General features: G+C 34.3%; 29 protein-coding genes. 17 read left to right on the top strand and 12 right to left on the bottom strand.

What is annotated here, in order from left to right; translation table 11 throughout:
• Positions 1 to 35: 35 nt before the first annotated feature.
• The gene (locus LV842_RS15105) at positions 36 to 1,562 is read right to left on the bottom strand and encodes a trypsin-like peptidase domain-containing protein (RefSeq protein ID WP_233112265.1); all 1,527 of its coding nucleotides are present in this window, start codon (positions 1,560 to 1,562) and stop codon (positions 36 to 38) included.
• A 386-nt stretch (positions 1,563 to 1,948) separates the two neighbouring features.
• Here LV842_RS15105 and trhO point away from each other — a divergent pair, with 386 nt between their 5' ends.
• Both trhO and LV842_RS15095 read left to right on the top strand, forming a co-directional pair.
• Positions 1,949 to 3,316 carry an oxygen-dependent tRNA uridine(34) hydroxylase TrhO gene (trhO, locus tag LV842_RS15100; RefSeq protein ID WP_233112264.1) on the top strand — a complete coding sequence of 456 codons (1,368 nt, stop codon included), beginning with the start codon at positions 1,949 to 1,951 and terminating at the stop codon, positions 3,314 to 3,316.
• Between the two features lie 15 nt (positions 3,317 to 3,331).
• Positions 3,332 to 3,907, top strand: a complete 576-nt coding sequence (locus LV842_RS15095) for a 5-formyltetrahydrofolate cyclo-ligase (RefSeq protein WP_233112263.1) — start codon at positions 3,332 to 3,334, stop codon at positions 3,905 to 3,907.
• On the opposite strand, the gene LV842_RS15090 is transcribed toward LV842_RS15095, so the two are convergent.
• Both LV842_RS15090 and LV842_RS15085 read right to left on the bottom strand, forming a co-directional pair.
• Entirely contained in the window at positions 3,856 to 4,440 is a 585-nt protein-coding gene (locus tag LV842_RS15090; RefSeq protein WP_233112262.1) for a hypothetical protein, read from the bottom strand. The genes LV842_RS15095 and LV842_RS15090 overlap by 52 nt on opposite strands.
• Positions 4,424 to 5,587 (bottom strand): hypothetical protein, encoded by a 1,164-nt coding sequence (locus LV842_RS15085; RefSeq protein ID WP_233112261.1) that lies wholly within the window; start codon positions 5,585 to 5,587, stop codon positions 4,424 to 4,426. Before LV842_RS15085 ends, LV842_RS15090 begins: the two co-directional genes overlap by 17 nt.
• A gap of 183 nt (positions 5,588 to 5,770) precedes the next feature.
• On the opposite strand from LV842_RS15085, the gene LV842_RS15080 reads away from it, so the two are divergent.
• Complete coding sequence (locus LV842_RS15080) at positions 5,771 to 6,016, top strand: hypothetical protein (protein WP_233112260.1); 246 nt, start codon at positions 5,771 to 5,773, stop codon at positions 6,014 to 6,016.
• An 82-nt stretch (positions 6,017 to 6,098) separates the two neighbouring features.
• Here the strand turns inward: LV842_RS15080 and LV842_RS15075 are convergent, their stop codons facing one another.
• The 7 genes from LV842_RS15075 to LV842_RS15045 all read right to left on the bottom strand — a co-directional run bounded on the left by LV842_RS15075 (position 6,099) and on the right by LV842_RS15045 (position 12,073).
• Positions 6,099 to 6,863, bottom strand: a complete 765-nt coding sequence (locus LV842_RS15075; RefSeq protein ID WP_233112259.1) for a TrmH family RNA methyltransferase — start codon at positions 6,861 to 6,863, stop codon at positions 6,099 to 6,101.
• 6 nt (positions 6,864 to 6,869) lie between these two features.
• Positions 6,870 to 8,363: a DNA recombination protein RmuC gene (gene rmuC / locus LV842_RS15070; protein ID WP_394801218.1), complete on the bottom strand. Its 1,494-nt coding sequence runs from the start codon at positions 8,361 to 8,363 to the stop codon at positions 6,870 to 6,872.
• Positions 8,364 to 8,417: 54 nt separating this feature from the next.
• Positions 8,418 to 9,173 carry a DUF5995 family protein gene (locus LV842_RS15065; RefSeq protein WP_233112257.1) on the bottom strand — a complete coding sequence of 252 codons (756 nt, stop codon included), beginning with the start codon at positions 9,171 to 9,173 and terminating at the stop codon, positions 8,418 to 8,420.
• An 81-nt stretch (positions 9,174 to 9,254) separates the two neighbouring features.
• Positions 9,255 to 9,848: a hypothetical protein gene (locus LV842_RS15060; protein ID WP_233112256.1), complete on the bottom strand. Its 594-nt coding sequence runs from the start codon at positions 9,846 to 9,848 to the stop codon at positions 9,255 to 9,257.
• 2 nt (positions 9,849 to 9,850) lie between these two features.
• Positions 9,851 to 10,318 (bottom strand): YciI family protein, encoded by a 468-nt coding sequence (locus tag LV842_RS15055; protein WP_233112255.1) that lies wholly within the window; start codon positions 10,316 to 10,318, stop codon positions 9,851 to 9,853.
• A gap of 4 nt (positions 10,319 to 10,322) precedes the next feature.
• Positions 10,323 to 11,501 (bottom strand): nicotinate phosphoribosyltransferase, encoded by a 1,179-nt coding sequence (gene pncB, locus LV842_RS15050; protein ID WP_233112254.1) that lies wholly within the window; start codon positions 11,499 to 11,501, stop codon positions 10,323 to 10,325.
• A gap of 95 nt (positions 11,502 to 11,596) precedes the next feature.
• The gene (locus tag LV842_RS15045) at positions 11,597 to 12,073 is read right to left on the bottom strand and encodes a Dps family protein (protein WP_233112253.1); all 477 of its coding nucleotides are present in this window, start codon (positions 12,071 to 12,073) and stop codon (positions 11,597 to 11,599) included.
• A gap of 105 nt (positions 12,074 to 12,178) precedes the next feature.
• On the opposite strand from LV842_RS15045, the gene LV842_RS15040 reads away from it, so the two are divergent.
• The 7 genes from LV842_RS15040 to LV842_RS15010 all read left to right on the top strand — a co-directional run bounded on the left by LV842_RS15040 (position 12,179) and on the right by LV842_RS15010 (position 18,805).
• Positions 12,179 to 13,771, top strand: coding sequence for a hypothetical protein (locus LV842_RS15040; protein ID WP_233112252.1), 1,593 nt, complete (start codon positions 12,179 to 12,181; stop codon positions 13,769 to 13,771).
• A gap of 109 nt (positions 13,772 to 13,880) precedes the next feature.
• On the top strand, positions 13,881 to 14,294 hold the full coding sequence (gene rpsL / locus LV842_RS15035) for a 30S ribosomal protein S12 (protein WP_002983146.1): 414 nt from the start codon (positions 13,881 to 13,883) through the stop codon (positions 14,292 to 14,294).
• 23 nt (positions 14,295 to 14,317) lie between these two features.
• On the top strand, positions 14,318 to 14,794 hold the full coding sequence (gene rpsG / locus LV842_RS15030; protein WP_034677991.1) for a 30S ribosomal protein S7: 477 nt from the start codon (positions 14,318 to 14,320) through the stop codon (positions 14,792 to 14,794).
• Positions 14,795 to 14,800: 6 nt separating this feature from the next.
• Complete coding sequence (gene fusA / locus LV842_RS15025; protein WP_233112251.1) at positions 14,801 to 16,918, top strand: elongation factor G; 2,118 nt, start codon at positions 14,801 to 14,803, stop codon at positions 16,916 to 16,918.
• Between the two features lie 16 nt (positions 16,919 to 16,934).
• The gene (rpsJ, locus tag LV842_RS15020) at positions 16,935 to 17,240 is read left to right on the top strand and encodes a 30S ribosomal protein S10 (protein WP_002661363.1); all 306 of its coding nucleotides are present in this window, start codon (positions 16,935 to 16,937) and stop codon (positions 17,238 to 17,240) included.
• 159 nt (positions 17,241 to 17,399) lie between these two features.
• On the top strand, positions 17,400 to 18,227 hold the full coding sequence (locus LV842_RS15015) for a GLPGLI family protein (protein WP_233112250.1): 828 nt from the start codon (positions 17,400 to 17,402) through the stop codon (positions 18,225 to 18,227).
• 77 nt (positions 18,228 to 18,304) lie between these two features.
• Positions 18,305 to 18,805: a low affinity iron permease family protein gene (locus LV842_RS15010; protein WP_233112249.1), complete on the top strand. Its 501-nt coding sequence runs from the start codon at positions 18,305 to 18,307 to the stop codon at positions 18,803 to 18,805.
• A 21-nt stretch (positions 18,806 to 18,826) separates the two neighbouring features.
• Here the strand turns inward: LV842_RS15010 and LV842_RS15005 are convergent, their stop codons facing one another.
• Both LV842_RS15005 and LV842_RS15000 read right to left on the bottom strand, forming a co-directional pair.
• Positions 18,827 to 21,526, bottom strand: coding sequence for a hypothetical protein (locus tag LV842_RS15005; protein ID WP_233112248.1), 2,700 nt, complete (start codon positions 21,524 to 21,526; stop codon positions 18,827 to 18,829).
• Positions 21,527 to 21,553: 27 nt separating this feature from the next.
• Entirely contained in the window at positions 21,554 to 22,537 is a 984-nt protein-coding gene (locus LV842_RS15000) for a hypothetical protein (protein WP_233112247.1), read from the bottom strand.
• A 490-nt stretch (positions 22,538 to 23,027) separates the two neighbouring features.
• On the opposite strand from LV842_RS15000, the gene rplC reads away from it, so the two are divergent.
• The 7 genes from rplC to rpsC are packed head-to-tail and all read left to right on the top strand — an operon-like array spanning position 23,028 to position 26,836.
• A complete protein-coding gene (gene rplC / locus LV842_RS14995) occupies positions 23,028 to 23,651 on the top strand; it encodes a 50S ribosomal protein L3 (RefSeq protein WP_233112246.1) in 624 nt (207 codons plus the stop codon).
• Positions 23,642 to 24,271 (top strand): 50S ribosomal protein L4, encoded by a 630-nt coding sequence (gene rplD, locus LV842_RS14990; RefSeq protein WP_076444040.1) that lies wholly within the window; start codon positions 23,642 to 23,644, stop codon positions 24,269 to 24,271. The genes rplC and rplD overlap by 10 nt, the downstream gene beginning before the upstream one ends.
• Before the next feature lie 3 nt (positions 24,272 to 24,274).
• On the top strand, positions 24,275 to 24,565 hold the full coding sequence (gene rplW / locus LV842_RS14985) for a 50S ribosomal protein L23 (RefSeq protein WP_233112245.1): 291 nt from the start codon (positions 24,275 to 24,277) through the stop codon (positions 24,563 to 24,565).
• A 22-nt stretch (positions 24,566 to 24,587) separates the two neighbouring features.
• A complete protein-coding gene (rplB, locus tag LV842_RS14980) occupies positions 24,588 to 25,409 on the top strand; it encodes a 50S ribosomal protein L2 (RefSeq protein ID WP_233112244.1) in 822 nt (273 codons plus the stop codon).
• Positions 25,410 to 25,411: 2 nt separating this feature from the next.
• The gene (rpsS, locus tag LV842_RS14975) at positions 25,412 to 25,690 is read left to right on the top strand and encodes a 30S ribosomal protein S19 (RefSeq protein ID WP_034678015.1); all 279 of its coding nucleotides are present in this window, start codon (positions 25,412 to 25,414) and stop codon (positions 25,688 to 25,690) included.
• Positions 25,691 to 25,692: 2 nt separating this feature from the next.
• On the top strand, positions 25,693 to 26,091 hold the full coding sequence (rplV, locus tag LV842_RS14970; RefSeq protein WP_233112243.1) for a 50S ribosomal protein L22: 399 nt from the start codon (positions 25,693 to 25,695) through the stop codon (positions 26,089 to 26,091).
• Positions 26,092 to 26,098: 7 nt separating this feature from the next.
• Entirely contained in the window at positions 26,099 to 26,836 is a 738-nt protein-coding gene (rpsC, locus tag LV842_RS14965) for a 30S ribosomal protein S3 (RefSeq protein WP_233112242.1), read from the top strand.
• The last annotated feature ends 24 nt before the right edge of the window (positions 26,837 to 26,860 follow it).

The raw sequence follows: 26,860 nt of genomic DNA, 5'->3' as shown, positions 1-26,860 counted from the left end.
CTTTTTTTGATATGAATTTAAATTTAGCTCTTTAATTAAGGCATTTTAAATCCTCTCGTATAAATTTGTCCGTAAGCATCTACAAATTTCACCTGTACGTTTCCGGAGTATTTGTCAAGAATTTTCTCAACGTCTTTTTGTGAATTGATCGGTTTACCATTAATTTCGATAACGATGTAATTGTCTACAATTCCAATTTTAGCAATTTCGCTTCCTTCTGCTACATTTTTCGCTACAACACCACTGTTTAATCCGTAATCTGTTTTGAATCTATCGCTTAATGGTTCAAACTCTGCTCCAATTTTTTCAGTAACGCTAAGATCAGCTTTTGTTCTTGTAGAAGTACCTCCTTTTTGGTCTCTAAGAGTAGCAGTCGTTACATTTTCTTTTCCGTTTCTTAAATAAGTAACCTGTACTTTATCTCCCGGTCTTTTGCTTCCGATAGCAGCGGAAAGATCAGCGAAATCTGTGATAGCATACGTGTCAATTTTAGTGATAATATCTCCTTTTTTGATACCTGCGTCTTCAGCCCCGCTATTTTCTCCGAATCCTGTAACATACATTCCAGATCCTGCTTTTATATTGGTCTTCTGATCCTTATTATAAGCTGCGATTAATTGATCGTTAGAAAGATCTAAAGTCGTTACTCCTAAGAATCCTCTTTGTACGATACCGAACTTCTTAATGTCCTCAACAATCTTTCTTGCCAGGTTTGCTGGAACAGCAAATCCATACCCTTGATAATATCCTGTTGTAGATTGAATGGCAGAGTTGATACCAATTAGATCTCCGTTTGTATTTACCAAAGCTCCTCCGGAGTTTCCTGGATTAATGGCAGCATCCGTCTGAATAAAACTTTCAATCGGGTTGGCTGCTTTTCCTTGCGAGCTTAAAATTCCGATTCCTCTGCCTTTAGCCGAAACAATACCTGCCGTTACCGTAGAATTCAATCCAAGTGGATTTCCTACCGCAAGAACCCATTGTCCGACATCAATATTGTCAGAATTCGCAAAGTTTAAATAGGGAAGTCCCTTTTCTTCAATTTTTAATAACGAAATATCTGTATTCGGGTCCGTTCCTATTAATGTTGCGATATAAGACTTTTTGTTGCTTAGAACAACCTCAAGTTTATTGGCTCCTGCAACAACGTGGTTGTTGGAAATAATATACCCGTCCGGCGAAATAATCACTCCTGATCCCATTCCTGAAGGCATATTGTCAGGTGCTTGCTGTTGTTTCTGTCTTTGTTGTCCTCTTCCTCCGAACGGATCTCCGAAGAAGAAATCGAACATATCCTGTTCAGAAGCTCTGCTTGTTGTTCTGGACTGATAGTTTTTAATGGTTACTACAGCCGGAACAGTTGTTTTAGCTGCTTTTACGAAATCATCACCTACCACCGCAGAATTCATTCCTGCGAAGGAAACGTTGGATGCTTTTGTAAAGTATGATTGATCTGTGCTGTTGGAATCATGATTGATGTATTGTAATGCTCCAACGGTAGTAGCTCCTGACATTACGCCTACTACTGCAAATGGTAATAGTTTTTTTAAAGTACTCTTCATTGTATATCTTTCTTTGTTATTTATTGAAGTTATGTTTTCGTTTTACTGTAAACAAATTTAATGCTAAATAGGTATGCAATCGGTATGGAATGTTTCAGTTTTAACTAAAATTTAACAGCAATTGTAATAATTTATATATTATGCCATAATTTTTAAATTCTCAATTAACAAACCTTAAAAATTTATTAAAGATAATATGACCTATAGATGACTGTATGGTAACAAAAGTTAAATTTAATTTCTAATAAAGTTAAGCTAATCAACAAAAATTACGCATGGCTTATAATTCATTATCTCTATCGAAGAGTTTGTGACATTACTCATAATACACTCAATTAAAAATTATTATCTTTGCAAAAATTTTTCTCACTTAAAACGTTTATAGCATGCAACTGTACAACACCTTAAGCGCAGAAGAAAGAGCTCAACTTATTGATGAAGCTGGTAAGGAACGTCTTACATTGTCTTTCTATGCGTATGCCAAAATTGAAGATCCAAAAAAGTTTCGCGACGAATTATTTATAGCTTGGAATGCACTTGATGCATTAGGTCGTATCTATGTTGCTCACGAAGGAATTAATGCTCAGATGAGTGTTCCTGCGGATCATTTTGAAGCATTTCGCGATACGCTGGAAGTCTACGATTTCATGAAAGGAATCCGTTTGAACGTAGCGGTAGATCAGGACAATCATTCTTTTTTAAAGTTGACAATTAAAGTCAGAAACAAAATCGTTGCTGACGGTTTAAATGATGATACTTTTGACGTTACGAACAAAGGAATTCATTTGAAAGCACAGGAATTCAATTCGATGCTTGCAGACCCGAATACGATTGTGGTAGATTTTAGAAATCACTACGAAAGCGAAGTAGGGCATTTTGAAGGAGCGATTACTCCTGATGTAGAAAACTTCAGAGAAAGCTTACCGATTATCAACGATCAGTTACAGGATTTTAAAGAAGATAAAAACCTTTTGATGTATTGTACTGGTGGAATCCGTTGTGAAAAGGCGAGTGCCTATTTCAAACATCAAGGTTTTAAAAACGTATTCCAGCTGGAAGGTGGAATTATCGAATATACCCGCCAGATAAAAGAAGAAGGGATAGAAAGTAAGTTTATTGGTAAAAACTTTGTGTTTGACCATAGACTGGGTGAAAGAATTACAGACGATATTATTGCGCAATGTCACCAATGTGGAAAACCTTGCGATAACCATACGAATTGTGCGAATGATGCTTGCCATTTATTGTTTATTCAGTGTGATGAATGTAAAGAAGCTATGGAAAACACGTGTTCTACAGAATGTCTTGAAACCATTCATTTGCCTTTGGATGAGCAGTTGAAATTGAGAAAAGGACTTCAGGTTGGAAACAAAGTGTTTAGAAAAGGGAAATCTGAAGCTTTGAAATTTAAAAATTCCGGAGATCTTTCTACTCAAACTTTAGCAAAAGCAACAAAAGCTGAAACGAAAGATATCCGTCAGAAAATAAAAGTTAAAAAGACATTAATAGGAAAAGCTGAGCATTATTATTCAAAATCAAAAATTGCGCAGTTTTTAATTGAATCTAAAGAACTTGCTGTTGGAGATAAAGTTTTAATTTCAGGACCTACAACTGGAGATCAGGAAATTACAATTACTCAGATTTTTGTTGATGGAAATTTCAGCGATACTGCAAAAGAAGGGGATCAAATTACTTTTGAACTTCCGTTCAGAGTTCGTTTGTCAGATAAATTATATAAAATTCTGGAAGCTTAAAAACACATAATTACGATGTTAAAAGCTGAGCTTAGAAAAAAATATATGCAAAAAAGAAAAGCCTTGTCAACTGATGAGGCTTTCTTGTTATCTGAAAAGATTTTTGAACATTTCATTACTTATTTTAAACCTAAAGAAGGAGAGAAAGTGCATATTTTTATCCCGATTTTGGAAAGAAAAGAAATTGATACACAAATCTTCATTGATTATTTTTTAGCACATAATATCCGTGTTTTTGTACCGAAGATTGTAGCAGATGAATTAATCAATATCGAAATTTTTACTGATACCGTTTTTGAAACCAGCAATTGGGGGATTTCTGAGCCGGTTTCCAATGAAGATTCCGGAGAGACTTTTTTTCAGTATGTAATTACGCCGCTGTTGTATTGCGATGCAAATGGGAATAGAGTAGGTTATGGAAAAGGTTTTTATGACGGTTTCTTTGAAACTGTTTCTGATGAGGTAAAAAAAATCGGAGTTAATTACTTTAACCCCGATGAAAATATCGATGATGTCTGGGAAAATGATATTCCGCTTGACTATTTAGTGACTCCTGCTGATGTACTGTCTTTCGGTAAAGGTTTGGAATAGAAATTTAAGAAATAAAACTTAAATTCTTTTTTAAACTTTACGGGAGATGATTGTAAAATATACTGTGCGTTTTTCTCAAAAACTCCTATAGACTTGTTTTTATTATCAAAATATTCTACACTGAATTTGGCGAAATCTAAGGTGTCTTTTTTATGAACATCTTTATAGACCTCCAAGTTGTTTACTTTTACTGCTTTTACCTTTAAACTGTCCAGTTCACGAAATAATTTCTTGAAGGTAAGACTGTCTGGTTTATCGAAATAACTTTCCATCTGAGAATAAATGACCGTGTCGATTTCAGTGTCTTTATTTCCTGAAAGATAAAGTGTGGAAAGATCCAGCAATTCCTGAACTTTTTGTTTGGTAATAAAGTTGATAGCTTGTGCGCTATCCATTTGTATTGCAGGATATGTTTTTCTGTTATTACTGTTTCTTAATTTATCTAAATCACTTACTTCTGTGTTCTTTTTGTTACATGATGCTAAACTAAAAAGCATTACTGCCAAGACTAAAAGATTATTTATTGTTTTCATCTGTATTAGCAATTTTAAATTTGATAGATACTATTTTCCCTTTTTCTCTCTTCATTTCAATTACACTTAGGTTTTTAAGAGAAGTCGTAGGTGTGGTTACTAGTGTGATATATTTTTGCTTGTCTAAAGTTTCAATACCATAGGTTGCATTGTCATAAACCTGATAAATGATAGCATTGTTGCTGATGAGGTTGTCAAGCTGTTTACGTTTTTGTTTTAAAAGTTCAGGATTGCCATTAGCGTCTTTTATCGAAAAATAATTGGCTGCCATTTTGTAGTCATCCGGTTTTAGTTCTATCATTTCCTCTTCTGGCGCATTTTCAAGGTTTCTATTGACCTCCAGATCTTCGTAGAAAGGAGCTGTTATTCTTAATTTCAGATTTTTATCTTTAGTAGAATAGCGGAAACATTCACCGGGTTTTATTTTGTACAGAATAGGAGACTCATTTTCTTTGATAACTTTGATCTCAATGGTGTTCATTACAGAAACAGCACGATCAGCATCCGTAAAACAATAAGTATATGTTTTTTGAAAAATAGCATCTTTAAACCCAAGTACTCCTGTAATTAAAATCAAAATTGAAGTAATAATCGCCCAAGCGTTCTTTTTTAAAAAGTTTTTCTTTGGGTTTTGAATTTCAAAAGTAGAAGATTGTGAAATTTCAGTATTTTTATTAATTATCTGATTGTCAGTGTTTGATTTTTGTAAATCAATGTTTTCAGGACTCCTAAACTCTGTTTTTTCTGGTGAAAGTACTTCTTGAGGTAAATTAGGTGACATTGAAACTGTTTTCTCTAATTCTTTAATCTCATTCTCTGTTAAATTCTCATCTTCTGTGAGCAATTCTCCGGCAAAAAGATGTTGCTTTTTGAATTCGTACCAAGACTCATAACCAGTATAAATACTCAATAAATTGAGCATGTCTATACGTGGTAATTTGGTGACGGGAGAAGTTTTGAAGTAAGTGTAAAAAGACTTTTCGCTGATGTTCCCTTTTGCTTTTTTACGAAGATCTTCCTGAAAATATATGATGTCAATACCTTTCCATTTTGAAATATCTTCAAAGGAAGGGGTGTGTTGTTCCAAATATTGAGCCTGTACGTCCTTTTTTAGTTGCTCAAAATGCAATAGATCTAAATCTGTCAATTTTTATTTAAATGATTAAGTTATTGGAATTCAGTTGTGTTTATTTGTAAAATTGTTTTACAAAAGTATTACAATTATTTTTCATAAACAAATTTTCTATCTACTATACCTTTGCCTTGTTCAAATAACAGAACAGAAAAGAGTTTTATAAAACAATATTAACAAAATTAAATTTAATTTATTATGAAAAAGTCATTATTCGTAGCTGCTATCGCTGCTATCTCTTTGGTTGCTTGTAAAAAAGGTGAAGCTACAACTGAAACTACAGATTCTACAGCTGTAACTACAGATTCTACTGCAGTTGCTCCTACTACAGATTCTACAGCTGTTGCTCCTACTGATTCTACAGCTACTAAAGCTGCTGACTCTACTAAAGTAACTACTGAAGTTAAAAAAGAAGAAGTAAAAAAAGAAGAAGTTAAGAAATAATTCTAAACTTATCTTACAATAAAAGAACCGTTTCATTTATGAAGCGGTTTTTTTATGCGTTTAAAATATAAAAAGATGATTTTTAAATCATCTTTTGTCTTAAAGCCTCATAACAAGTAATAGCGACAGCATTGCTCAGGTTTAAAGAATCTATGCTTCCGCTCATCGGAATTAAGGTATTCTGTCCCTTTTGATACCAAAAATCACTCAGTCCTGAATGTTCCGTTCCGAAAAGTATCGCAGACTTCTGCTTAAAATCTCTCAAAGGTAGATTTTCGGCAGTTTCATCCATAATCGTGGTGTAGATATTAAACTTGTTTTTTTCTAAAAATGCTAATGTTTCCTGGTTGTCTGCCTGAAATACATTCATGCCGAATAAACAGCCAACACTGGATCTGATTACATTCGGGTTATAGAAATCTGTTTTTCCGTCAGAAACAATTAGTGCATCAATTCCGAAAGCTTCACAACTTCTTAAAATTGCACCCAGATTTCCGGGCTTTTCTATACCTTCAACAATAATTATGGTAGAGTCTTCTTTCGGTGTGAATGATTGCAGATTTTCATCTTTGGTTTTATAAACACCGATGATTCCTTCAGAACTTCCTCTGTATGCTATTTTTTCATAAACCTTTTCATTCACAAAGTGAATTTTTCCAATAGGTGTTTTGCCTTTGAAAATACTTTCACAGATATAGAATTCCACAGGTTCGAAGTTGAATTTCTGAGCTCTTTCATTTTCCTGATCACCTTCTACCACAAAAACATTCGATTTTTTTCTGTGGCGATTATCAGTAATAAGTTTAGTAAGACTTTTTATCTTTTCGTTTTGAAAGCTTTCTATCATGATAGTTTAAGATTCTAAAGGGTTTTGGGAATTGTCGATCAAGCTTTGAGGAAGTTCTTTTTTATTTTTGATTCCTAAAGATTTCAGTTTTTGGGTCTGGACAATTAAATTGTCGTTTCCTGTATATAATTGTTTGAAGGCATCATTGTAAACATTCTTTGCCTGATCTATATTTTTGCCAACTTTTTCAAGATTTTCTACAAAACTGGAGAATTTATCGTAAAGTTTTGCCCCACGTTCAGCAATTTCAATCGAGTTTCTGTTTTGATATTCTCTTTTCCAAAGATCAGCAATGAGTTTCAAAGAAGTGATTAAATTACTCGGATTTAATAGCAAAATTCTCTTTTCATAGGCAAAATTCCATAAATTTTGATCGGCTTGCATCGCTGCAATATAAGCCGGTTCACTTGGAATGAACATCATCACAAAATCTAATGATTTGCCATAATCATCATATGCTTTCTGACTCAGTTGGGTAATATGATTTTTAATGGACGAAATATGCTGATTAAGCTTTATCTGATAAATCTCGGTATCGGTTTCATCCACAAGTTCTGTAAAAGCGGTTAAAGAAACTTTTGAATCAATAATCACATTTCTTTCATCCGGATATTTTACAACAGCATCAGGACGCATTTTTTTGCCTGAAAATTCCGAAAAAAGAGCTTTGTTATCTTCGTCGCGAAGTTCATGTTCAAGAAAATATTCACGACCTTTTACTAAGCCGGATTTTTCTAAAATACTTTCTAAAATCATTTCACCCCAGTTTCCTTGGGTTTTGCTTTCTCCTTTTAATGCTTTGGTCAGTTTTTTGGCATCTTCAGAAATTTGCTGATTCAGCAGGGCGAGTTCCTTTACTTTTTCAGCCAAAGAAAAACGTTCTTTATTTTCCTTTTCATAGGCTTCATTCACCTTATTCTTAAGGTCGTTGATTTTTTCCTGGAAAGGTTCAAGGATTGTTTTTAACTGAGTATGGTTTAAAGTTGTAAATTTTTCTGTCTTTTCCTCTAAAATTTTATTGGCTAAGTTTTCAAACTGCAATTTCCCTTCCTCCTGAATTTTTGAAATTTCTTCTTTTTGGGTTTCCAGAGATTGTTTTAAATTTAGGTTTAATGCAGAAAGCTCCGCATTTTTAGCAATAAGATCTTGTTTTTCAATGGAAAGCTTTTCAATGTGATTGATTTGGCTGGAAAGAACGGATTTTTGATCCTCGAATTGAGACTGAATAGAAGAGTGTTCTGCCGAAACTTTTGCAAATTCACTTTTCAAATCATCCAAAAGATCGGTTTGAAGTAGATAAGAATCTTTTTCCTTTGAAATTTGAGTCTGAAGATCCTGGATTTTTTCAAGTGAATTTTCAAGATCAGAAGAAATTTTGATGTTTTGACGAGTAAGCTCATCATGAGAAGCTCTGGAAACCATAGATGATTTCATCATGAAATACAGAATGACACCACCTAAAATTCCTCCAACAATACATCCGATGATCAAATAACTCATTTCCATTCGTCAAAATTACAAAAAGAAAAGTAAAATAGAGTTTATTAAACTGTCTCAACTATTTTTTGTCGCTTGAAGAATTTCAATGTTTTTAACAACATCCGTACTCTCACATTTTTTTAATTCTTTTAATAAAGCCGGAGTCAGAATTTTAGGATTTAAAATTTGGGAAGCTACTTTGGCAGCAGCGTAATCTACAATTCCGATCACAGATTCTCTTAGAAAGTTGGGAGTGTTTGAAGCAATCACGGCTGTTGCCCAGGAAGTGTCTCTTGCTTTGGAAATGGCAAAATCTAAAACGATATTGTCTTTTCCATTTGATATTTTATCGATTAATTCTACCGGATAACAGATTTTGTTCAAAGAGTCCTGAACTTTTTGATTGATAGAAGCAATGACATTGTTGATGTTCTCAAAGTCTTTTTTCAGAGGATTTATTTTTCTGTAAGGCATGATAGATGCTGCGGAAATTCCCAGATCCAGATTAATGTGCGCATTCATTCCTAGGAAAATATGCTGTAAAATGAGAAGGTCTTTGTTTTTTGTGGCTTCAAAAGCCAAATACCAAGCATTAGTACATTTTTTGCCTTTCCGGTAATTTTCCCAGGCTTCAAGATATCTTTGAGCAAAGGCAAGATCCAGCAAAGTCATTCTTGGATTGTCTTCAAATTTTTTCTGCTGTATTCCTTTTAAAACCTGTGCAGTCATAATTCTGTACGTGCAGGCGAAATATCCAACCGGACTTTTGTTTTCTTTACTCCAAATAATGATCTCGTCTAATTTTTTCAGAACTTCTTCGATGGTTTTCATATTGGGTTTTTGTTTTTATAAATATAATAAAACCCTACAGATTCTGTGAGGTTAAAAGATTGATAATATTGAGTTTTAAAACTATTGGCTAATTAAAAGAATAAAAAAGATAAAATTTAAAACTGTTGCTAAAAAAGTTGCGATAAAAACAGCCAGATTATCCCTTGTTTTGTTTGTAATTAAACGGATGATAAAATAATTGATGATATAAGCAGGGATAAGTAGAAAGAAATTAAATACAAGAAATGAATTGACAAAATAAAGTAGTAAAATAATTGCAAATGAGCTGAGAACTGATGCTACAATTATTCCTAAAAAACTTTTCAATATGGTGTCCGAATCAACTTTTAAATTTTCAATGTTTTGATGAATGTCTGTATACTTTGTTTCAACAAGCATTTTGATTTCTGTTAGTGAAAGGAATTCTGAATGTAATAGTGAAAAGCATTCCTCTTGTGATGATTTATTTAAATAATGTTGATGAATTTCTCTGATGATTCTATTCCGTTCATTTAATAAGGTTTTCTGATTTTCAATTTTAGCTTGAAAATCTTCAAAAGAACTTCTGGAAGTAATTTCCTCTAAAAGTTCTTTTGTTGCTCTGCCTTGATAGTCAATCTGATTATTGTAAGACTCGATTAAATCTTGGTCAGAAAATTTGGTGTAAAATCCCATTGCTATGGATTCTCTTTTGAAATTTCCTTATGATGTTCAAGGTACATTGGCAATGCGGCAGAACCGTACCAAGGGAAAATCTCATATCCGAAAACTCCTGCCTGAACTGCCGGATCGGTTTTTACCCATTGTTCTGCTTCTTCTTTAGATTTGGTGTTAAAAATAAACATTCCTTCAAAATTTTGTTTATTGTCTTCTCTGAATGGACCAGCGACGATAATCTTTCCTTCGTCTGCTAGTTTTCCAATATTAGCTAAGTGTCCTTTCATCAATTCACCCATTTTAGCTTTGTCTTCGATTTTGGTAGTTCCGGTTGTCAGCATTACGATGGTGTACGCTTTCATTCCGTATTTGTCTGCACCCAATTTTGCGGCAAGCTGCTGATTGAATTTTGGTTTTTCTGGAGTTTTTTGAGCAAATGAAAAAAATGCTGTAAAAAGAGAAAATGCTAAGATGATTTTTGTTTTCATGTGGTTAGTTTTTAATTCTTAAAAATTCTTTGGCCAATTCGATCATTTTTGGATCTCCGGTATATTTTCCGTGTTCATCAGAAAGTTTTACGGTTGGAATCCATTCTTGATTTGGAGCTTGAACGCCTATTAGTTTCATGACGATATTCATTGGTTTTAAGCCGACATCGTTGGTGAGGTTGGTTCCGATCCCGAAAGAAATTCCGATTTTTCCTCTGCAATAATTGGTGATTTCTTCTACTTTTTCCAGATTTAAAGCATCCGAGAAAATGATATATTTAAACAAAGGGTTGATTCCGTGTCTTTGATAATGCGCAATTGTTTTGTCTGCAAATTCTAAGGCATCTCCGCTGTCATGACGAACGCCATCGAAAAGTTTTGCGAATTTTTTATCAAACTGCTGAAAGAAAACATCTGTAGTGTAAGTGTCAGAAAGGGCAACTCCTAAATCCCCTCTGTAAACATCTACCCAATGTTCCAGTGCCAATTCGTTGGCCATTTTAAAACCATATTCCGCTGCATGGAACATAAACCATTCGTGAGCATGGGTTCCGATAGGTTTTACTCCGTATTTCATGGCGAAGTGTACGTTTGAACTTCCGATAAATGTGGAATCTTTTTTTTGATTCAAAGCTTCCATTACCAAATTCTGTACTTTATAAGAATGCCTTCTTCGGGTTCCGAACTCTGCGAAATTGACTCCCAATGTTGCTAATGCATCTGCTTTTTCCAGGGTTTTCTGCATTACAACTTCGTTGGAGTCTCTCTCCATGTGATTCATTTCGTAATGAAGTTCACTGATTAAGGCTAATAAAGGTACTTCCCAAAGAATAGTTCTGTACCAAAGACCTTCTACACTGACTGAAAGTTCACTTCCGGTTTGAACGATTTTTACTTCGGACGGATCATAATGATAGCCTTCAAGAAAATCGAGATAAGGGAGATCTATATATGGACAGGTTCTTGCCATGAATTTTTTTTCTTCCTTCGTCAGTTTAAGTTCTGCCATTTTGTTTACGGCTTCTCTTAAAGCAATGTCAAAGCCTTCCGGAAATTCATGTTTGCCTCTGTTGATGAATTCATATTTTACGATAGAGCCGGGAAATAATTTTACGACTGCATTCTGCATGGTTATTTTGTAAAAATCATTGTCTAGAATGGAGTTTAAACGTACATCGTGCATAATTGTGTTGTTTTAACGCAAATTTATTAATTAAAAATAAAAATCGCCTAAATGTAAGGCGATTTTTTTATACTATTTTGAAGTTTCTGAACGGTTTATTTCCCTAAATATGAATTATACATCCAGACTTCTTTTTCCTGTTCTGTGATGTAGTCGCTCATTTGAGAGTTTGTACCTTCGTCTCCGGCTTTATCGGTGATATCTAAAAGCTCTCTTTGAAGATCGATAACCACTTTAAAGGAATCTAAAATAATTTCTACACTTTTGGTTCCGTTACTTACTTCCTGACTTTCTTTAATGGTTGCAACTTTTAAATAATCGGAATAATTATGTGCCGGTGTTGCTCCTAATGTTAGAATTCTTTCTGCAATTTCATCTATTTTCAGGACTAAACTATTGTAAAGCTCTTCAAATTTCGGATGCAGGGTGAAAAATTGTTCCCCTTTAATGTTCCAGTGAGAACCTCTTGTGTTTTGGTAAAAAACAGAATAGTTGGCCAAAAGGATATTTAATTTTTCTGCAATTTTCTTGCAATCGGCTTCTTTTAATCCAATAATACTTGCGTTTTTCATAGGTTTATTATTTATATACCACAAAGGTAGGAAATACTGTGCCGAACTCTGGTTAAATGTAATAGATGATACTTATCTTTGATATTTTTATAATGTATAAAAAATATGAGGGTAGTTTTTGGAGTACACTTAAAGAGCTTTTTGATAATAGGTATTGTATTCTTTGGGATTTGCTTGGGATATTATCTGAATGTACTTTTGAAAACAGATGCTCATTATGTATACCCTATTGATGATGCTTATATTCATTTGGCGATAGCAAAGAATTTTGCATTATATGATGTTTGGGGAGTGACGAAGTATCAATTTTCTTCCACTTCTTCTTCTCCTTTGTTTACTTATCTCTTAAGTGTCCTGATTAAGATCTTTGGAAATAGCGATCAGATTCCTTTGTATTTTAATGTGGTTTTCGGGATAGGAACTGTTTATTTTCTTAATGAATATTTCTCCGGGATTTTTGAAAAAACAAGAAGTGTTGTTTGTGCTGTCCTTTTCACTTTGTTTTTTTCTGTTTTACATCTGCAGGTGTTGTCGGGAATGGAGCATGTGTTTCATGTCTTTTTGATTGTGCTCAATATTTTCTGTTTTTCAAAAATTCAAAATAAATGGGCTGTTTTCGGATTTTATTCTTCGTTATTATTAATGGGGTTGGTTCGTTTTGAAAGTATGTTTTATTTTGTAATGTTGGCTTTTGTATTTGCTTTAACGAAAAAATGGAAAGAAGCCATTATGGTTTTGTTGGTCGGATTTATTCCGATTTTAATTTTTGGTTATTTTAATGAGCAGCATGACGGGTATTTCTTTCCCAATTCGGTTGTAGTAAAAGGAACGAAACTTAGCTTTGATTCCAATTTATCTGTTCAATTAAAATCAATTCTTTTAGATAACTTTTTATTCAATATAAGCTTTTATAAAATAGGTTTCTTTCCTGTTGTGATAAGTTTAATCCTGATCTTGAGAGATTCTAAGAACAAAAGAAGCTTTAATGAGTTTGTTAAAGATCATTTTCTGATTATCGTATTCTCTTTACTGGTAGTCTGTCATTCAATGTTTGCTGATCTCAAAGGAATGTTTAGGTATGAAGCTTATATTCTTGTTGGTTTTTGTATGGCACTGATTCCTATAATGAAACCTTTTTTTGTGAACTTCAAATACAAGGTGAGGAATGAAAAATTGATTTCCGGATTAATAATAATGAATGTTGTTCTGCTGGGCTACAAATGTTGGGTGGCTCATATGATGTTAGAGAAAGGTGGTAAAAATGTGTACGAACAGCAGTTTCAATCTGCAAGATTTCTTCATACCTATTATAATACATCAAAAGTAGTGGCCAATGATATTGGTGCAATTACTTATTATACAGATATTCATTTATTAGATATTGCAGGGTTGGGATCGGTTGAGACTATCCGTTTTAATGAATCTAAAAAACAGTTTGATCAAAGCTTTAAGATTTTTCTTACAGAATATTGTGATAAAAATAAATATGAAATAGCGGTTGTCTATGAAAACTGGCTTCAGGGAGAAGTTCCGGATGGATGGAAGAAAGCGGCTGTTTTGAAAATCCAGGATAAGTTTAGTGTTGCTCAGGATGAAGTCTCTTTCTATTCTATTGATCATCATAATCTGCAACAGCTTAAGAAGAACATTAAGGCTTTTAATTGGAATAAGAATGTGCAGGTCACAATTGTTGATTAAATCTAAGTGTCTGTTAATTAATTTTTAAATAAAAAGATTATTTCTTCATAACTGCTTGTTAATTAAAAAAATATTGCTATTTTTGCACCCTAAAATAAAAAGCAATTAAATGCCTACTATTCAACAATTAGTAAGAAAAGGAAGAGCCACGCTTGCCAAGAAGAGCAAATCGGCTGCCCTTGATTCTTGTCCACAAAGACGTGGTGTATGTACGAGAGTATATACAACTACACCTAAGAAACCTAACTCTGCACTTAGAAAAGTAGCAAGGGTAAGACTTTCAAACGGTAAAGAAGTTAACGCCTATATCCCGGGCGAAGGACATAATCTTCAAGAGCACTCGATAGTATTGGTTAGAGGCGGAAGGGTGAAAGACCTACCGGGAGTACGTTACCACATCGTAAGAGGTGCTTTAGACACAGCTGGTGTAAATGGAAGAACACAGAGAAGATCTAAGTACGGAGCTAAGAGACCTAAACCAGGACAAGCAGCTGCTGCTCCTGCAAAAGGAAAGAAAAAATAATCATTAAATAAGGTACAAAAGCAATGAGAAAGACAAAAGCGAAAAAAAGACCGTTGTTACCAGATCCGAAGTTTAATGATCAATTGGTAACAAGATTCGTAAACAACTTAATGCTTGACGGTAAGAAGTCAATCGCATTCAAAATTTTCTATGATGCATTAGATATCGTAGAAACTAAAAAAGGAGAAACTGAAAAAACTGCACTAGAAATCTGGAAAGATGCATTAACAAACGTTATGCCTCACGTAGAAGTACGTTCTAGAAGAGTAGGTGGAGCTAACTTCCAGATCCCTATGCCAATCAGAGCTGATAGAAAAATTTCTATGGCAATGAAATGGTTAATTAGCTACTCTAAAAAGAGAAATGATAAGTCTATGGCTTTGAAATTAGCTAATGAAGTAGTAGCTGCTTCTAGAGAAGAAGGTGCTGCTTTCAAGAAAAAATCTGATACTCACAAAATGGCGGAAGCTAACAAAGCTTTCTCACACTTTAAATTCTAATTAGAAATGAGTAGAGATCTTAAATTTACAAGAAACATTGGTATTGCTGCGCACATTGATGCTGGTAAAACTACGACTACAGAAAGAATCTTATTCTATACAGGAGTAAACCACAAAATTGGAGAAGTTCACGATGGTGCTTCTACAATGGACTGGATGGAGCAGGAAGCAGAAAGAGGTATTACAATTACTTCTGCTGCGACTACTTGTTCTTGGAACTTTCCAACAGACCAAGGTAAGCCATTAGCTGATACTAAACCTTATCACTTCAACATTATCGATACACCGGGACACGTTGACTTCACTGTAGAAGTAAACAGATCTTTAAGAGTATTGGATGGATTGGTATTCTTATTCTCTGCAGTAGATGGAGTAGAGCCTCAGTCTGAAACAAACTGGAGACTTGCTGACAACTACAAAGTTGCTAGAATGGGATTCGTAAACAAAATGGACAGACAAGGTGCTGACTTCCTTAACGTGGTAAACCAGGTTAAAGAGATGTTAGGATCAAATGCAGTTCCAATCGTTTTACCAATCGGTGCTGAAGAAGATTTCAAAGGTGTTGTTGACTTAATTAAAAACAGAGCGATCATCTGGGATGAAGCTGGACAAGGTGCTACTTTCGAAGTAGTTCCAATTCCTGAAGACATGAAAGATGAAGTTCTTGAATACAGAGAGAAACTAGTAGAAGCTGTTTCTGAATATGACGAAACTTTGATGGAGAAATTCTTCGAAGATCCAGATTCAATTACAGAAGAAGAAATCAATGCTGCATTGAGAGCTGCTACTATCGATTTATCTATTATCCCAATGACTTGTGGTTCTTCATTCAAGAATAAAGGAGTACAGTTTATGTTGGATGCAGTATGTAAATACTTGCCTTCTCCATTGGATAAAGATGATATCAAAGGTACTGACCCAAGAACTGACGCTGAAATTACAAGAAAGCCATCTGTAGATGAGCCTTTCTCTGCTCTAGCATTTAAGATTGCTACTGACCCGTTCGTGGGAAGATTAGCATTCTTCAGAGCATACTCAGGAAGACTAGATGCTGGTTCTTATATCTTGAACACTCGTTCAGGAGATAAAGAAAGAATCTCTAGAATCTATCAGATGCACGCTAACAAGCAAAACCCAGTAGAATATATTGAAGCTGGTGATATTGGTGCAGCGGTAGGATTCAAGTCTATCAAAACTGGTGATACTATGTGTGACGAGAAAAACCCAATCGTTCTAGAATCGATGGTTTTCCCTGATCCGGTAATTGGTATCGCTGTTGAGCCTAAAACTAAAGCTGACCAGGATAAAATGGGTAACGCTTTAGCTAAATTGGCTGAAGAAGATCCAACGTTTACTGTAAGAACTGACGAGGCTTCTGGACAAACGATCATCTCTGGTATGGGTGAGCTTCACTTAGATATCATTGTAGACCGTATGAAGAGAGAATTCAAGGTTGAAGTAAACCAAGGACAACCTCAGGTAGAGTACAAAGAAAACTTAACAAAAGTTGCTCAACACAGAGAAGTTTACAAAAAACAATCTGGTGGTAAAGGTAAATTTGCTGACATTGTATTTGAACTAGGACCTGCAGACGAAGGTAAAGTTGGTTTAGAATTCATCAATGAGATCAAAGGTGGTAACGTTCCTAGAGAATTTGTTCCTGCAATTGAAAAAGGATTTAAAGCTGCAATGAAGAACGGTCCTTTGGCTGGTTTCGAAGTTGAAGGTATTAAAGTTACTCTTAAAGATGGATCTTTCCACGCAGTGGATTCTGATGCTCTTTCTTTTGAAATGGCTGCTAAATTAGGATTTAAAGAAGCGGGACGTGCTGCTAAGCCAGTAATTATGGAGCCTATTATGAAACTGGAAGTTGTAACTCCGGAAGAATATATGGGTAACATCATTGGTGACCTTAACAAGAGAAGAGGTACTATCAGTGGTCAGGAAGAGAAAAACGGTGCTGTTGTAATCAAAGGTTCTGTTCCACTTTCTGAAATGTTTGGATATGTAACAACTCTAAGAACACTTTCATCAGGAAGAGCTACTTCTTCTATGGAATTAGAGAAGTACCAAGCTACTCCTCAAAACGTTGCTGACGATATCATCGCTAAAGCAAAAGGTTAATTTTTAAATTAAAGAAATGTCACAAAGAATCAGAATAAAACTAAAATCTTACGATTACAACTTGGTAGACAAGTCTGCTGAGAAAATCGTAAAAACGGTAAAGGCTACTGGTGCTGTTGTAAACGGACCAATTCCATTGCCAACGAATAAGAGAATCTTCACTGTGTTGAGATCTCCGCACGTAAACAAGAAAGCAAGAGAGCAGTTCCAATTATCAGCTCACAAGAGACTAATGGATATCTACTCTTCTTCTTCTAAAACTGTTGATGCTCTAATGAAATTAGAACTTCCTTCAGGAGTTGACGTTGAAATTAAAGTGTGATAATTGCATACTTTGCATGATTATAAAAAATCCGTTCCTTTTTGGGACGGATTTTTCATTTATAATACATTTTCATCTTCTTAAAATTGAATTAAAAAACAATTAATACGATGTATTACTGGGTTCAGTTTGTTTTGTATATTTAGTAAAAATATGATCATGAAAAAAATACTTTCATTGTTGGTAATAATAAGTTGCTGCGTAAATGCACAAACACAGAGATTTATTTATGAACTTCAATTCAAAATGGATTCTACTAAAAGCCAGCATGAAAAGGTGAATTTCGTATTAGACGTTAACCCTAAAGATGTAAAATATTATGAATACGATTACTTAAAGTCAGATTCCATTAATAAAGCTACAGGAAATTACGGACGTCGGTATGGGAGTTGGTTTCCCTCATTAAAACATGAAAGAAATTCCTTTAAAAATCAGAATTATGAATTGATAGGCCATGATATGTTTACCTTTCCAACGGAAGATAAAATGTCTTGGAACCTATCGAATGAAACCAAAAAGTTTGGAGAATATACCTTACAAAAGGCGACTACGAATTTCGGAGGAAGAAGTTGGGTGGCGTGGTTCAACAAAAATGTAGCTATTTCTGAAGGACCTTATAAATTTCGCGGACTTCCGGGATTGATTTTTCAACTGGAAGACTCAAGTTCTAATTTCATTTTCACTTTAATTAAAAACACTAATTTGAAGGAGACTTACGATACACTAGGATTTGTGGAAACTTATTATGGAACAAAACCTTTGGAAGTGTCCGAAAAAATAAGAATTAAGAAAAAGCTGGATTTCTATAACGATCCTCTTCAGGATATGAGAAAAGATTTTAAAGAAAATATGCAAGGGGAAATGTTTGTCATGGGAACGAAAATTACCAAAGCAGAACAATTCAATGATCTTAGTAAAAAACTTCAGGAAATGCTTCGCAAAACCAATAACCCGATCGAAAGGGATAAAGCAATGAAATACGAATAAGGAACCAATCAAATTAACCCAGACTCTGCCAACTTCGGCGGAGTTTTTGATATTTATAACCTACCAAAACTAATACAATGGGTAAATCAAACAAAAGTATTTTCGAGAAATTTTCAGATTGGGCAACAAAATTTACAGGCAGTCCTTATGCTTTTATAGGAGCCACGGTTATTGTAATTGCCTGGGCGTTTTCAGGACCTGTTTTTGATTATTCAGAAACCTGGCAATTGGTCATCAATACCGGAACGACCATTATTACTTTTTTGATGGTTTTTCTCATTCAGAAATCACAAAATAAAGATTCGAAAGCCATTCAGATAAAGCTGAACGAATTGATTGCGGCGCATGGAAAAGCAAGTAATAGAATTGTAGATATTGAAGAACTGACAGAAAAAGAATTGGATCAGCTGCACTGCTTCTATGAAAACTTGGCAAAGCTCGCCAAAAACGATGCGGATATCCACACTTCACACTCCATAGATGCAGCAGAGCATAATCAGCATAATAAACATGAAGCCTTCAAAACGAGACATGAAGAATGGCTTCAGAAACAAAATGAAAAAAAGGAATCGAATTGATTCCTTTTCTATTTTAAAAAACTATTTCATAAAGTAACCGAAATAAGAGCAGCTTCCCATAAGATTTTTAGCAGTCTCTGTATTTGCATACTGTGTTCTCAGTAAAGCAAAATAGGTTCTGTATTTTTGATTTTTAATCTGATCCAATTGCTTTTGATGCTCATCTGTTTTTTCAGACCATTGAGGATCGGAATAATCAATATTTGCCTGGTTCTTGGCTTCATATTGATAATATTTTCCTTGTTCGGCACTTGCCATCTGGAAAAGTATTCTTGCTTTTTCTTCTTTGTTAGCAGAAAGAGATAAGGCTTTTTTGTAATAATTAATGGCAAGGTCAAAATTATCTGGCTCGATGAAAGATCTGTCCAGGAAGTTTTTATAATAATACTGATACGGATTTTTTTGTTCCGTTTGCCAGAAATCATACTTTCCTCCATTGCTGTTGTCAATATCCATTACGAAAACTTCTCTGTAATATCCCAAAATAGAAGTATTGTACAAGAGATTTCCAATCAGCTGATTTGCTTTTGCCGATTTCTCATCTTTTCCATTTCCTGCTTTTTTAAGCTGAATTAAAGCATCGGCAAGTTGCAGCTTATTCATTTTAGGTTTAATGAAAGGAAATGCAGTGTAGTTTTCAGCTTTCATACTTTGTTCATCCGGACTTCCGAAGCTTTCCCAAACATTATGTCCGAAAATATAATCAGGAATATTATTGAAACCATCATAATTGGTTCCGTCGTAAACCAGTTTTTCATATTTTCCTGTTTCCTGATTATATGTTTCATAATTTTCTCTAGGAATTCCAGTAAAATTCTGTGCTTTCTGATAATAGGATTTCGCTTTTTCAAAATCGGCAGTTCTCATCGCTCTGTCACCATAAATGGTGGCAAAAAATGCTTCGATATTACCTACATCATCCATGTTTTTGGCAATGATCTGCTGCTCAAGCTGGGTTTTATTTGGTTTTCGGTAGAAGTCTTCCACGCTTTTAACCAAGCTTGAATTCGGATTGTACTGAAGGTCGGAAAGCTTATTATTCATCAGGAACGATTTTCCGTCTTCTCCCTGAAGAAAATAACGATTTGCCAAAACATCTTTCAGGAAGTCGGCAGTTGACGGAACAGAACCGTAATAATCATATTCCTCTGTATTTGTGCTGTCTTTTTTGGCTTCTTTTTCAATAAAATATTCTGCATAGTCTTTCATTAAATGATCTTCATACTCCGCATCTATTTTAGGCTGTGAAACAATATCATTGAGTATTTTCATTCTTTTGATCTGCTCAAGATATTCCGGATTGGTGGTTTCAATGTCTTCTAAAATTTCAGTACTTCCTTTGTAATCCTTTTTCAAAAATTTCAGATAGGCATCTGCAATTTGCCAATATTCGTCTTTAGATTTTTCTTTGGTTTTAGTAGTGAACTTTTCCAAGTCATCCAAATAGTCTTTTGTCTTTTCATCAAACCAATAATTGCTTTTTGTGAAAACCGGAATCCTGTTTGGGTTTTCCAACAATTCATCATCACTCTGATCAGCTTTGTTGTTCTCTTTATTTTTATCAGACTTCGAACCTCCGAAAAGATTTTTAAAAAAGCGAACAATTTTTTGCCAGATAGAAAGTTTCTCTTCTTTTACAACTTTCGTTTCGGATGAAGTTGTAGGAGCTGTGGTTTTTTGAACTGCAGAATTATTATCGTCAGAATAATAATAAATGGGTAGGTAACTTCTTTCAAGTTCATTGATACTCCTTACCGCCATTACTTTTAATATTTCAGAATTCGGATCGATCTCAAACATCTTTTCCATGATCGGAATAGGGTTGTTGAAATCTTCATATCCTAAAAGAAAGTACGCCATGTTTTTCTCTTCATTCGTTCCTGCTCTTTTCATGATATTATTAAAAGAAGCGGTGTCGGAAAGTTTCATGGAGACGAATGCAGATTCCTTACGGCTTTTACTGTTCATGAAAACCTGAAAGAAATTCCAGTTGGCATCGCTGTTCATTTCAAGTCCTCTTTGTGCGCCTGCAAGCTGATCCAAAGCCATAAAATAAGGAGTTCCTTTCAATTTAACCGGTTGAACGTATGTTTTGAAAGCCTGTGTTGCAGCATCGTAATTTCTTGTATAATGATTAAAACGAACGATTTGGTAACCGTAACGCTGCTTGATTTCAGGATTTCTTGCGGCGTTATATAATGAAGTTAATGCAGCAATGGTTTTGTTGTAATCAAGATTCGTAGCATTTTTATCGTTGCCACTTCCACCATAATAAAATGAATTTTCATTCTCTACAAAATTGATCCTCATATAAGGTTCTAAATATTTAGCCTCAATTAAATAATCAATTCCTTCTTTGTATTTCTGATAAAATCCTGTCCCCAGTTTTTTAAGCAACTGATTATTAGGATTTCCTTTTTTTAAATCATTAAGATCGTTCAGGCTGATCTTATGAACAAGGTAATCTGTTTCTGAATAGGAAAGCTGATTGTTGAAGAACTTCTTCCAGGATTCTATATTTTCATCGGGAATCATTCCGGATTTGTATTGGTCATAAAATCTGGTAGAGTAGCTGTGAAGAAACGGTAAGTAAGATTTGTCCTTAATAATACTTTGTGTGAATAAGTTGAAATACTCATAATCCGGATCAGACCATGCACACGCGCTTGACTTTGTATAGAAAAGGGATAAAACTGTAAGTGAAAGAATGTACTTTTTCATTGTATTGTGGTGTTTTTTAGTTTGATTTTAAAAATTAAAATCTTGGTTGATTACAAATTTACTATCTAATTGATAATATATAATGTTAAAATTAGGGATTTTGTTTTCCAAAAACTGAATCACCTCTTTAAGTTGATCATCAGAAATTTCTTCAATCTTTATCATGAAGCCTTTGTTGAAGTAATGCCCGAAATAAAATCCGTCTTTTTGTACTTCGGCTTCATTTTCGGATATTCTTTTGAAATCTGGGTTTTCGAGATCTTTTTTAGATAAAGCATTGATGAGTTTATGCTTTTCTAAATGATTGGTAATAATTCCCCAGGAGTAAATGGGAAGCGCTACTTCAATTTTTTTGATCGGGTATTCATCAATCTTGGAAAGGTATGCTTTCAGGGTATTTACATCCAGAATTGAATTTTTATCAGAGTTCTCTAATGGCGAAGAAGTAGAATAGCACATCAGATATACTTTTTCCACGGGTGGAATTCCGGTCTGGTTTTTATCTTTCACCTGATGAAGCCGGAGCGTACAGGTGATTTCTTTTCCAGATATTTTTTTTAATTCTTTTAAAAATGTAAAGTAATCATCACGGGTTCCGACCGTCCAGTCACAATCGATCTGAATTTCGTTATGAGTTGTAAGATGATATTCTGAAGTTTTCTTTTGAATAAGATCATGAACACTTTTAGCGAGAAAGGTTATTTCTTCCTTTTTGATGTAAAGAAAAGTCCGGTTGGTGATGAAAACCGTGGGGACGATTTTTTTCTGTGTTTCAAAACTTTTGTCTTTGGTAATAATTCCAACAGGCTGAAACTTGTTGTCAATTTTGTCTACATCAAAAAAACGTGTATATAAATAGGGTAATGTTGCTTGGCTCAGTGTTTTCTTTTCCGTATCATTCAAAGCCAGCTTTGTTTTCCAGTAATAGAAACCATACAAATGATTTTCTTTCTTGTTGCAGGAAGTGATCAGGAAGATAAAAAAGAGAAGTAGTATTTTGATGAATTTCATGATGTGGATAGATTATTTTCTTTTCATAAATGATAAAGAGTAAGAAAAATAGAAGATAGAAATTTTGAACAAATATTTAAACCTAGATATTTATTCAAAATTAAAAATATCCTTGCAAAAATTACACCGTAAAATTACGGAGATTGATCTTCAAGAATTGAAATTTTTCCTTATTCTAAGCTTTTTTGTGAATTTTTCTGAAGCTTTTAAAGCAGGGCTCAAATACCAGTATTAAATTAAAATGAACCTATTTTTAAATTTCTCATAAAACAAAAAATAATGTAGCGAAGTTTAAACGAAAATTTTCAGAAAACATCTAAATGATTAAAAATCAAAATATTTTGCTAGAAATATTTGTAGGTTGCAAAATTATTCATACATTTGCACACTCATTTTAGGGGCGTAGTATGCCTATATCAAAAGTAGAAATTACTTCAGACTTCCGAAAAATGGGGATAAATAAAGGATAAATTTTATTATAACATAAACAATGTCAGGTATTATTGGTAAAAAAATCGGTATGACGTCTTTGTTTAACGAAGAAGGAAAAAACATTCCTTGTACAGTTATTCAAGCTGGTCCATGCTCGATTTTACAGGTCAGAACCTTAGAAGTTGACGGTTATTCAGCTGTTCAATTAGGTTTCGATGACAAGAGTGAGAAGAACGTTGGTAAAGCGTTAGCTGGTCATTTCAAAAAGGCTGGTTCTGCTCCTAAAGCTAAATTAGTAGAATTCCACGACGGATTTGCTGAAGCAAAAGTAGGAGAGGAAGTGAAAGTTGATCTATTCATCGAAGGTGAATATGTAGATGTAACTGGTACTTCTAAAGGTAAAGGTTTCCAAGGTGTTGTTAAAAGACACGGATTTGGAGGTGTAATGCAGGCAACTCATGGTCAGCACAACAGACTTAGAGCTCCAGGTTCTATCGGTGCTGGATCTGACCCTTCAAGAGTATTCAAAGGGATGAGAATGGCTGGAAGAATGGGAGGTAAGCAGGTAACTGTTCAAAACCTTCAAGTATTAAAAGTGGATCAAGAACAAAATCTTTTAGTAGTAAAAGGTGCTGTTCCGGGAGCTAAAAATTCTTATGTAATTATCAGAAAATGGAACTAGTAGTATTAAATACATCAGGAAAAGAGACCGGAAGAAAAGTAACTCTAGACGAAACAGTATTCGGAATTGAGCCAAATCAGCACGCGGTTTACTTAGAAGTAAAACAGTACCTTGCTGCACAAAGACAAGGGACTCATAAAGCAAAAGAAAGAAGCGAAATTACTGCTTCTACTAAAAAACTTAAGAAGCAAAAAGGATCTGGATCTGCTAGATATGGTGATATTAAATCTCCAACTTTCAGAGGTGGAGGTAGAGTATTCGGACCAAAACCAAGAGACTACAGATTCAAATTGAACAAAGCTCTTAAGAGATTAGCTAAAAAATCTGTTTTATCTCAGAAAATGAGAGACAACAGCATCAGAGTTTTAGAAGATATGAGCTTAAATGCTCCTAAGACTAAAGATTTCATTACTTTATTAGATGCATTGACATTGAACGGTAAAAAATCTTTGTTCATTCTTCCTGAAGCTAACAAGAATGTGTATTTGTCTTCAAGAAACTTACCTAAAACTAAAGTAATGAACTTCAACGAAGTTAGCTCTTACGATTTAGTAAATGCAGGTGAGATTGTATTCTTCGAAGGTGCAGTTGAAAAATTCCAGGAAAATTTAAAGAAATAAATCATGTCAGTTATTATTAAACCAGTTATCTCAGAAAAGGCTAATTACCTTACAGATTTAAGAGGTTCTTATTCTTTCTTAGTAAACACTAAGGCGAATAAAATCCAAATCAAAAAAGCTGTTGAAGAAGCTTATGGTGTAAAAGTAGCAGACGTTAACACAATGATTTATGCTCCGAAGGTTTCTTCGAAATACACTAAAAAAGGTCTTCAAGTAGGAAAGACAAACAAATTGAAAAAAGCGGTAATCAAACTTGCTGAAGGTGAGGTTATCGATATTTTTGCTGTAAATTAATTATTAATTATAAATAATAGTAATGTCTGTTAGAAAATTAAAACCTATCACCCCGGGACAGAGATTCAGAGTTGTAAACAATTTTGAGGAAATTACTACTAACAAACCAGAGAAATCTCTAACAGTTGGTATTAAAAAGTCAGGTGGACGTAACCAAACAGGTAAAATGACCATGCGTTACACCGGAGGTGGACACAAAAAGAAATACAGAATTATTGACTTCAAAAGAAACAAAGCAAACGTTGAAGCAACTGTAAAATCTGTAGAATACGATCCAAACAGAACTGCATTTATCGCTTTATTAGAGTACGCAGATGGAGAGAAGAGATATATCATCGCTCCAAACGGTATCAAAGTAGATCAGAAAGTAGTTTCAGGTGAAAGCGTAGAACCAAACGTAGGTAACGCAATGAAATTGAAAAATATTCCATTGGGTACTGTAATTTCTTGTGTTGAAATGAAGCCTGGTCAAGGTGCTATTTTAGCAAGAAGTGCTGGTTCTTCAGCTCAATTAACTTCAAGAGATGGAAAATATGCAATCATTAAATTGCCTTCAGGAGAATCTAGAATGATCCTTACTGAATGTATGGCTATGATTGGTTCAGTTTCTAACTCAGATCACCAATTAACGGTATCAGGTAAAGCTGGTAGAAGCAGATGGTTAGGTAGAAGACCAAGAACAAGAGCGGTTGTAATGAACCCTGTAGATCACCCAATGGGAGGTGGTGAAGGACGTTCTTCTGGAGGTCACCCAAGATCTAGAAATGGTATGCCATCTAAAGGTTACAAAACTAGAAAGAAAAACAAAGTGTCTAACCGTTACATCGTATCTAAAAGAAAATAATTATGGCAAGATCACTTAAGAAAGGACCGTTCATTCATCATACTTTAGATAAGAAGGTTCAGGCAAATATAGAAGCTAATAAGAAAACAGTTATCAAAACTTGGTCTAGAGCATCAATGATTTCTCCAGACTTCGTAGGGCAAACTATTGCGGTACACAACGGGAAATCTTTTATCCCTGTTTATGTTACAGAAAACATGGTTGGTCACAAGTTAGGCGAATTTTCTCCAACAAGATCTTTCAGAGGTCATGGTGGTAACAAAAACAAAGGTAGCAGATAATCATGGGATCAAGAAAAAGAGAAAGTGCATTAGCACGTAAATTAACAAATCAGGATGTAGTAAAAGCATTACATAATGATTGCCCGTCTTCTCCAAGAAAAATGAGATTAGTAGCTGATATCATCAGAGGAGTAGAAGTAGAAAAAGCTTTAAGCATTCTAAAATATTCTAAAAAAGATGCGTCAAACAAATTGGAGAAAGTTTTACTTTCTGCAATGGCAAACTGGCAAACTAAAAACGAGGGTGCTGATATTGAAGAAGCAAACCTTATCGTTAAAGAAATTTTTGTAGACAGTGCAAGACAATTGAAGAGACTAAGACCAGCTCCACAAGGTAGAGGGTATAGAATCAGAAAAAGATCAAACCACATTACATTAATCTTAGGTAAAAAAGAAAATTAATCAAGGTATGGGACAGAAGACAAATCCAATTGGTAATAGATTAGGTATCATCAGAGGATGGGATTCTAACTGGTTTGGTGGAAACGATTATGGAGACAGAATCGCTGAAGACTACAAAATCAGAAGATACCTTGAAGCTAGATTATCTAAAGGTGGTATTTCAAAAATTTATATTGAGAGAACACTTAAATTAGTAACAGTTACAATCACTACTGCAAGACCAGGACTTATCATCGGTAAAGGAGGTCAGGAAGTTGATAAATTGAAAGAAGAATTGAAGAAACTTACAGGTAAGGATATTCAAATCAATATTTTCGAAATCAAAAGACCTGAACTAGATGCTGTATTAGTTGCTGATAGTATCGCTAAGCAAATTGAAAACAGAATTTCTTATAGAAGAGCTGTTAAAATGGCAATGGCAGGTACAATGAGAATGGGTGCAGAAGGTATCAAAGTTCAAATCTCAGGAAGATTGAATGGTGCAGAAATGGCAAGAAGCGAATCTTTCAAAGAAGGAAGAATTCCATTGTCTACTTTCAGAGCAGATATCGATTATCATATCGGTGAAGCATTAACTCAATACGGTAAGTTAGGAGTTAAAGTTTGGATCATGAAAGGAGAAGTTTACGGTAAAAGAGAACTTTCTCCACTAGTGGGACAACAGAAGAAAGGACCTGCAGGAGGAGGAAACAGAGAGAGAGGAGACAGAGACAACAGAAAACCAAGAAGAAACAATAATAATTAAAAATTTTAGATTGCAAATTTTGAA

Origin of the sequence: Chryseobacterium gwangjuense (genome assembly GCF_021311115.1) — a bacterium.
Classification (GTDB): domain Bacteria; phylum Bacteroidota; class Bacteroidia; order Flavobacteriales; family Weeksellaceae; genus Chryseobacterium; species Chryseobacterium gwangjuense.
This window is presented reverse-complemented; position numbering and strand designations above follow the sequence as displayed.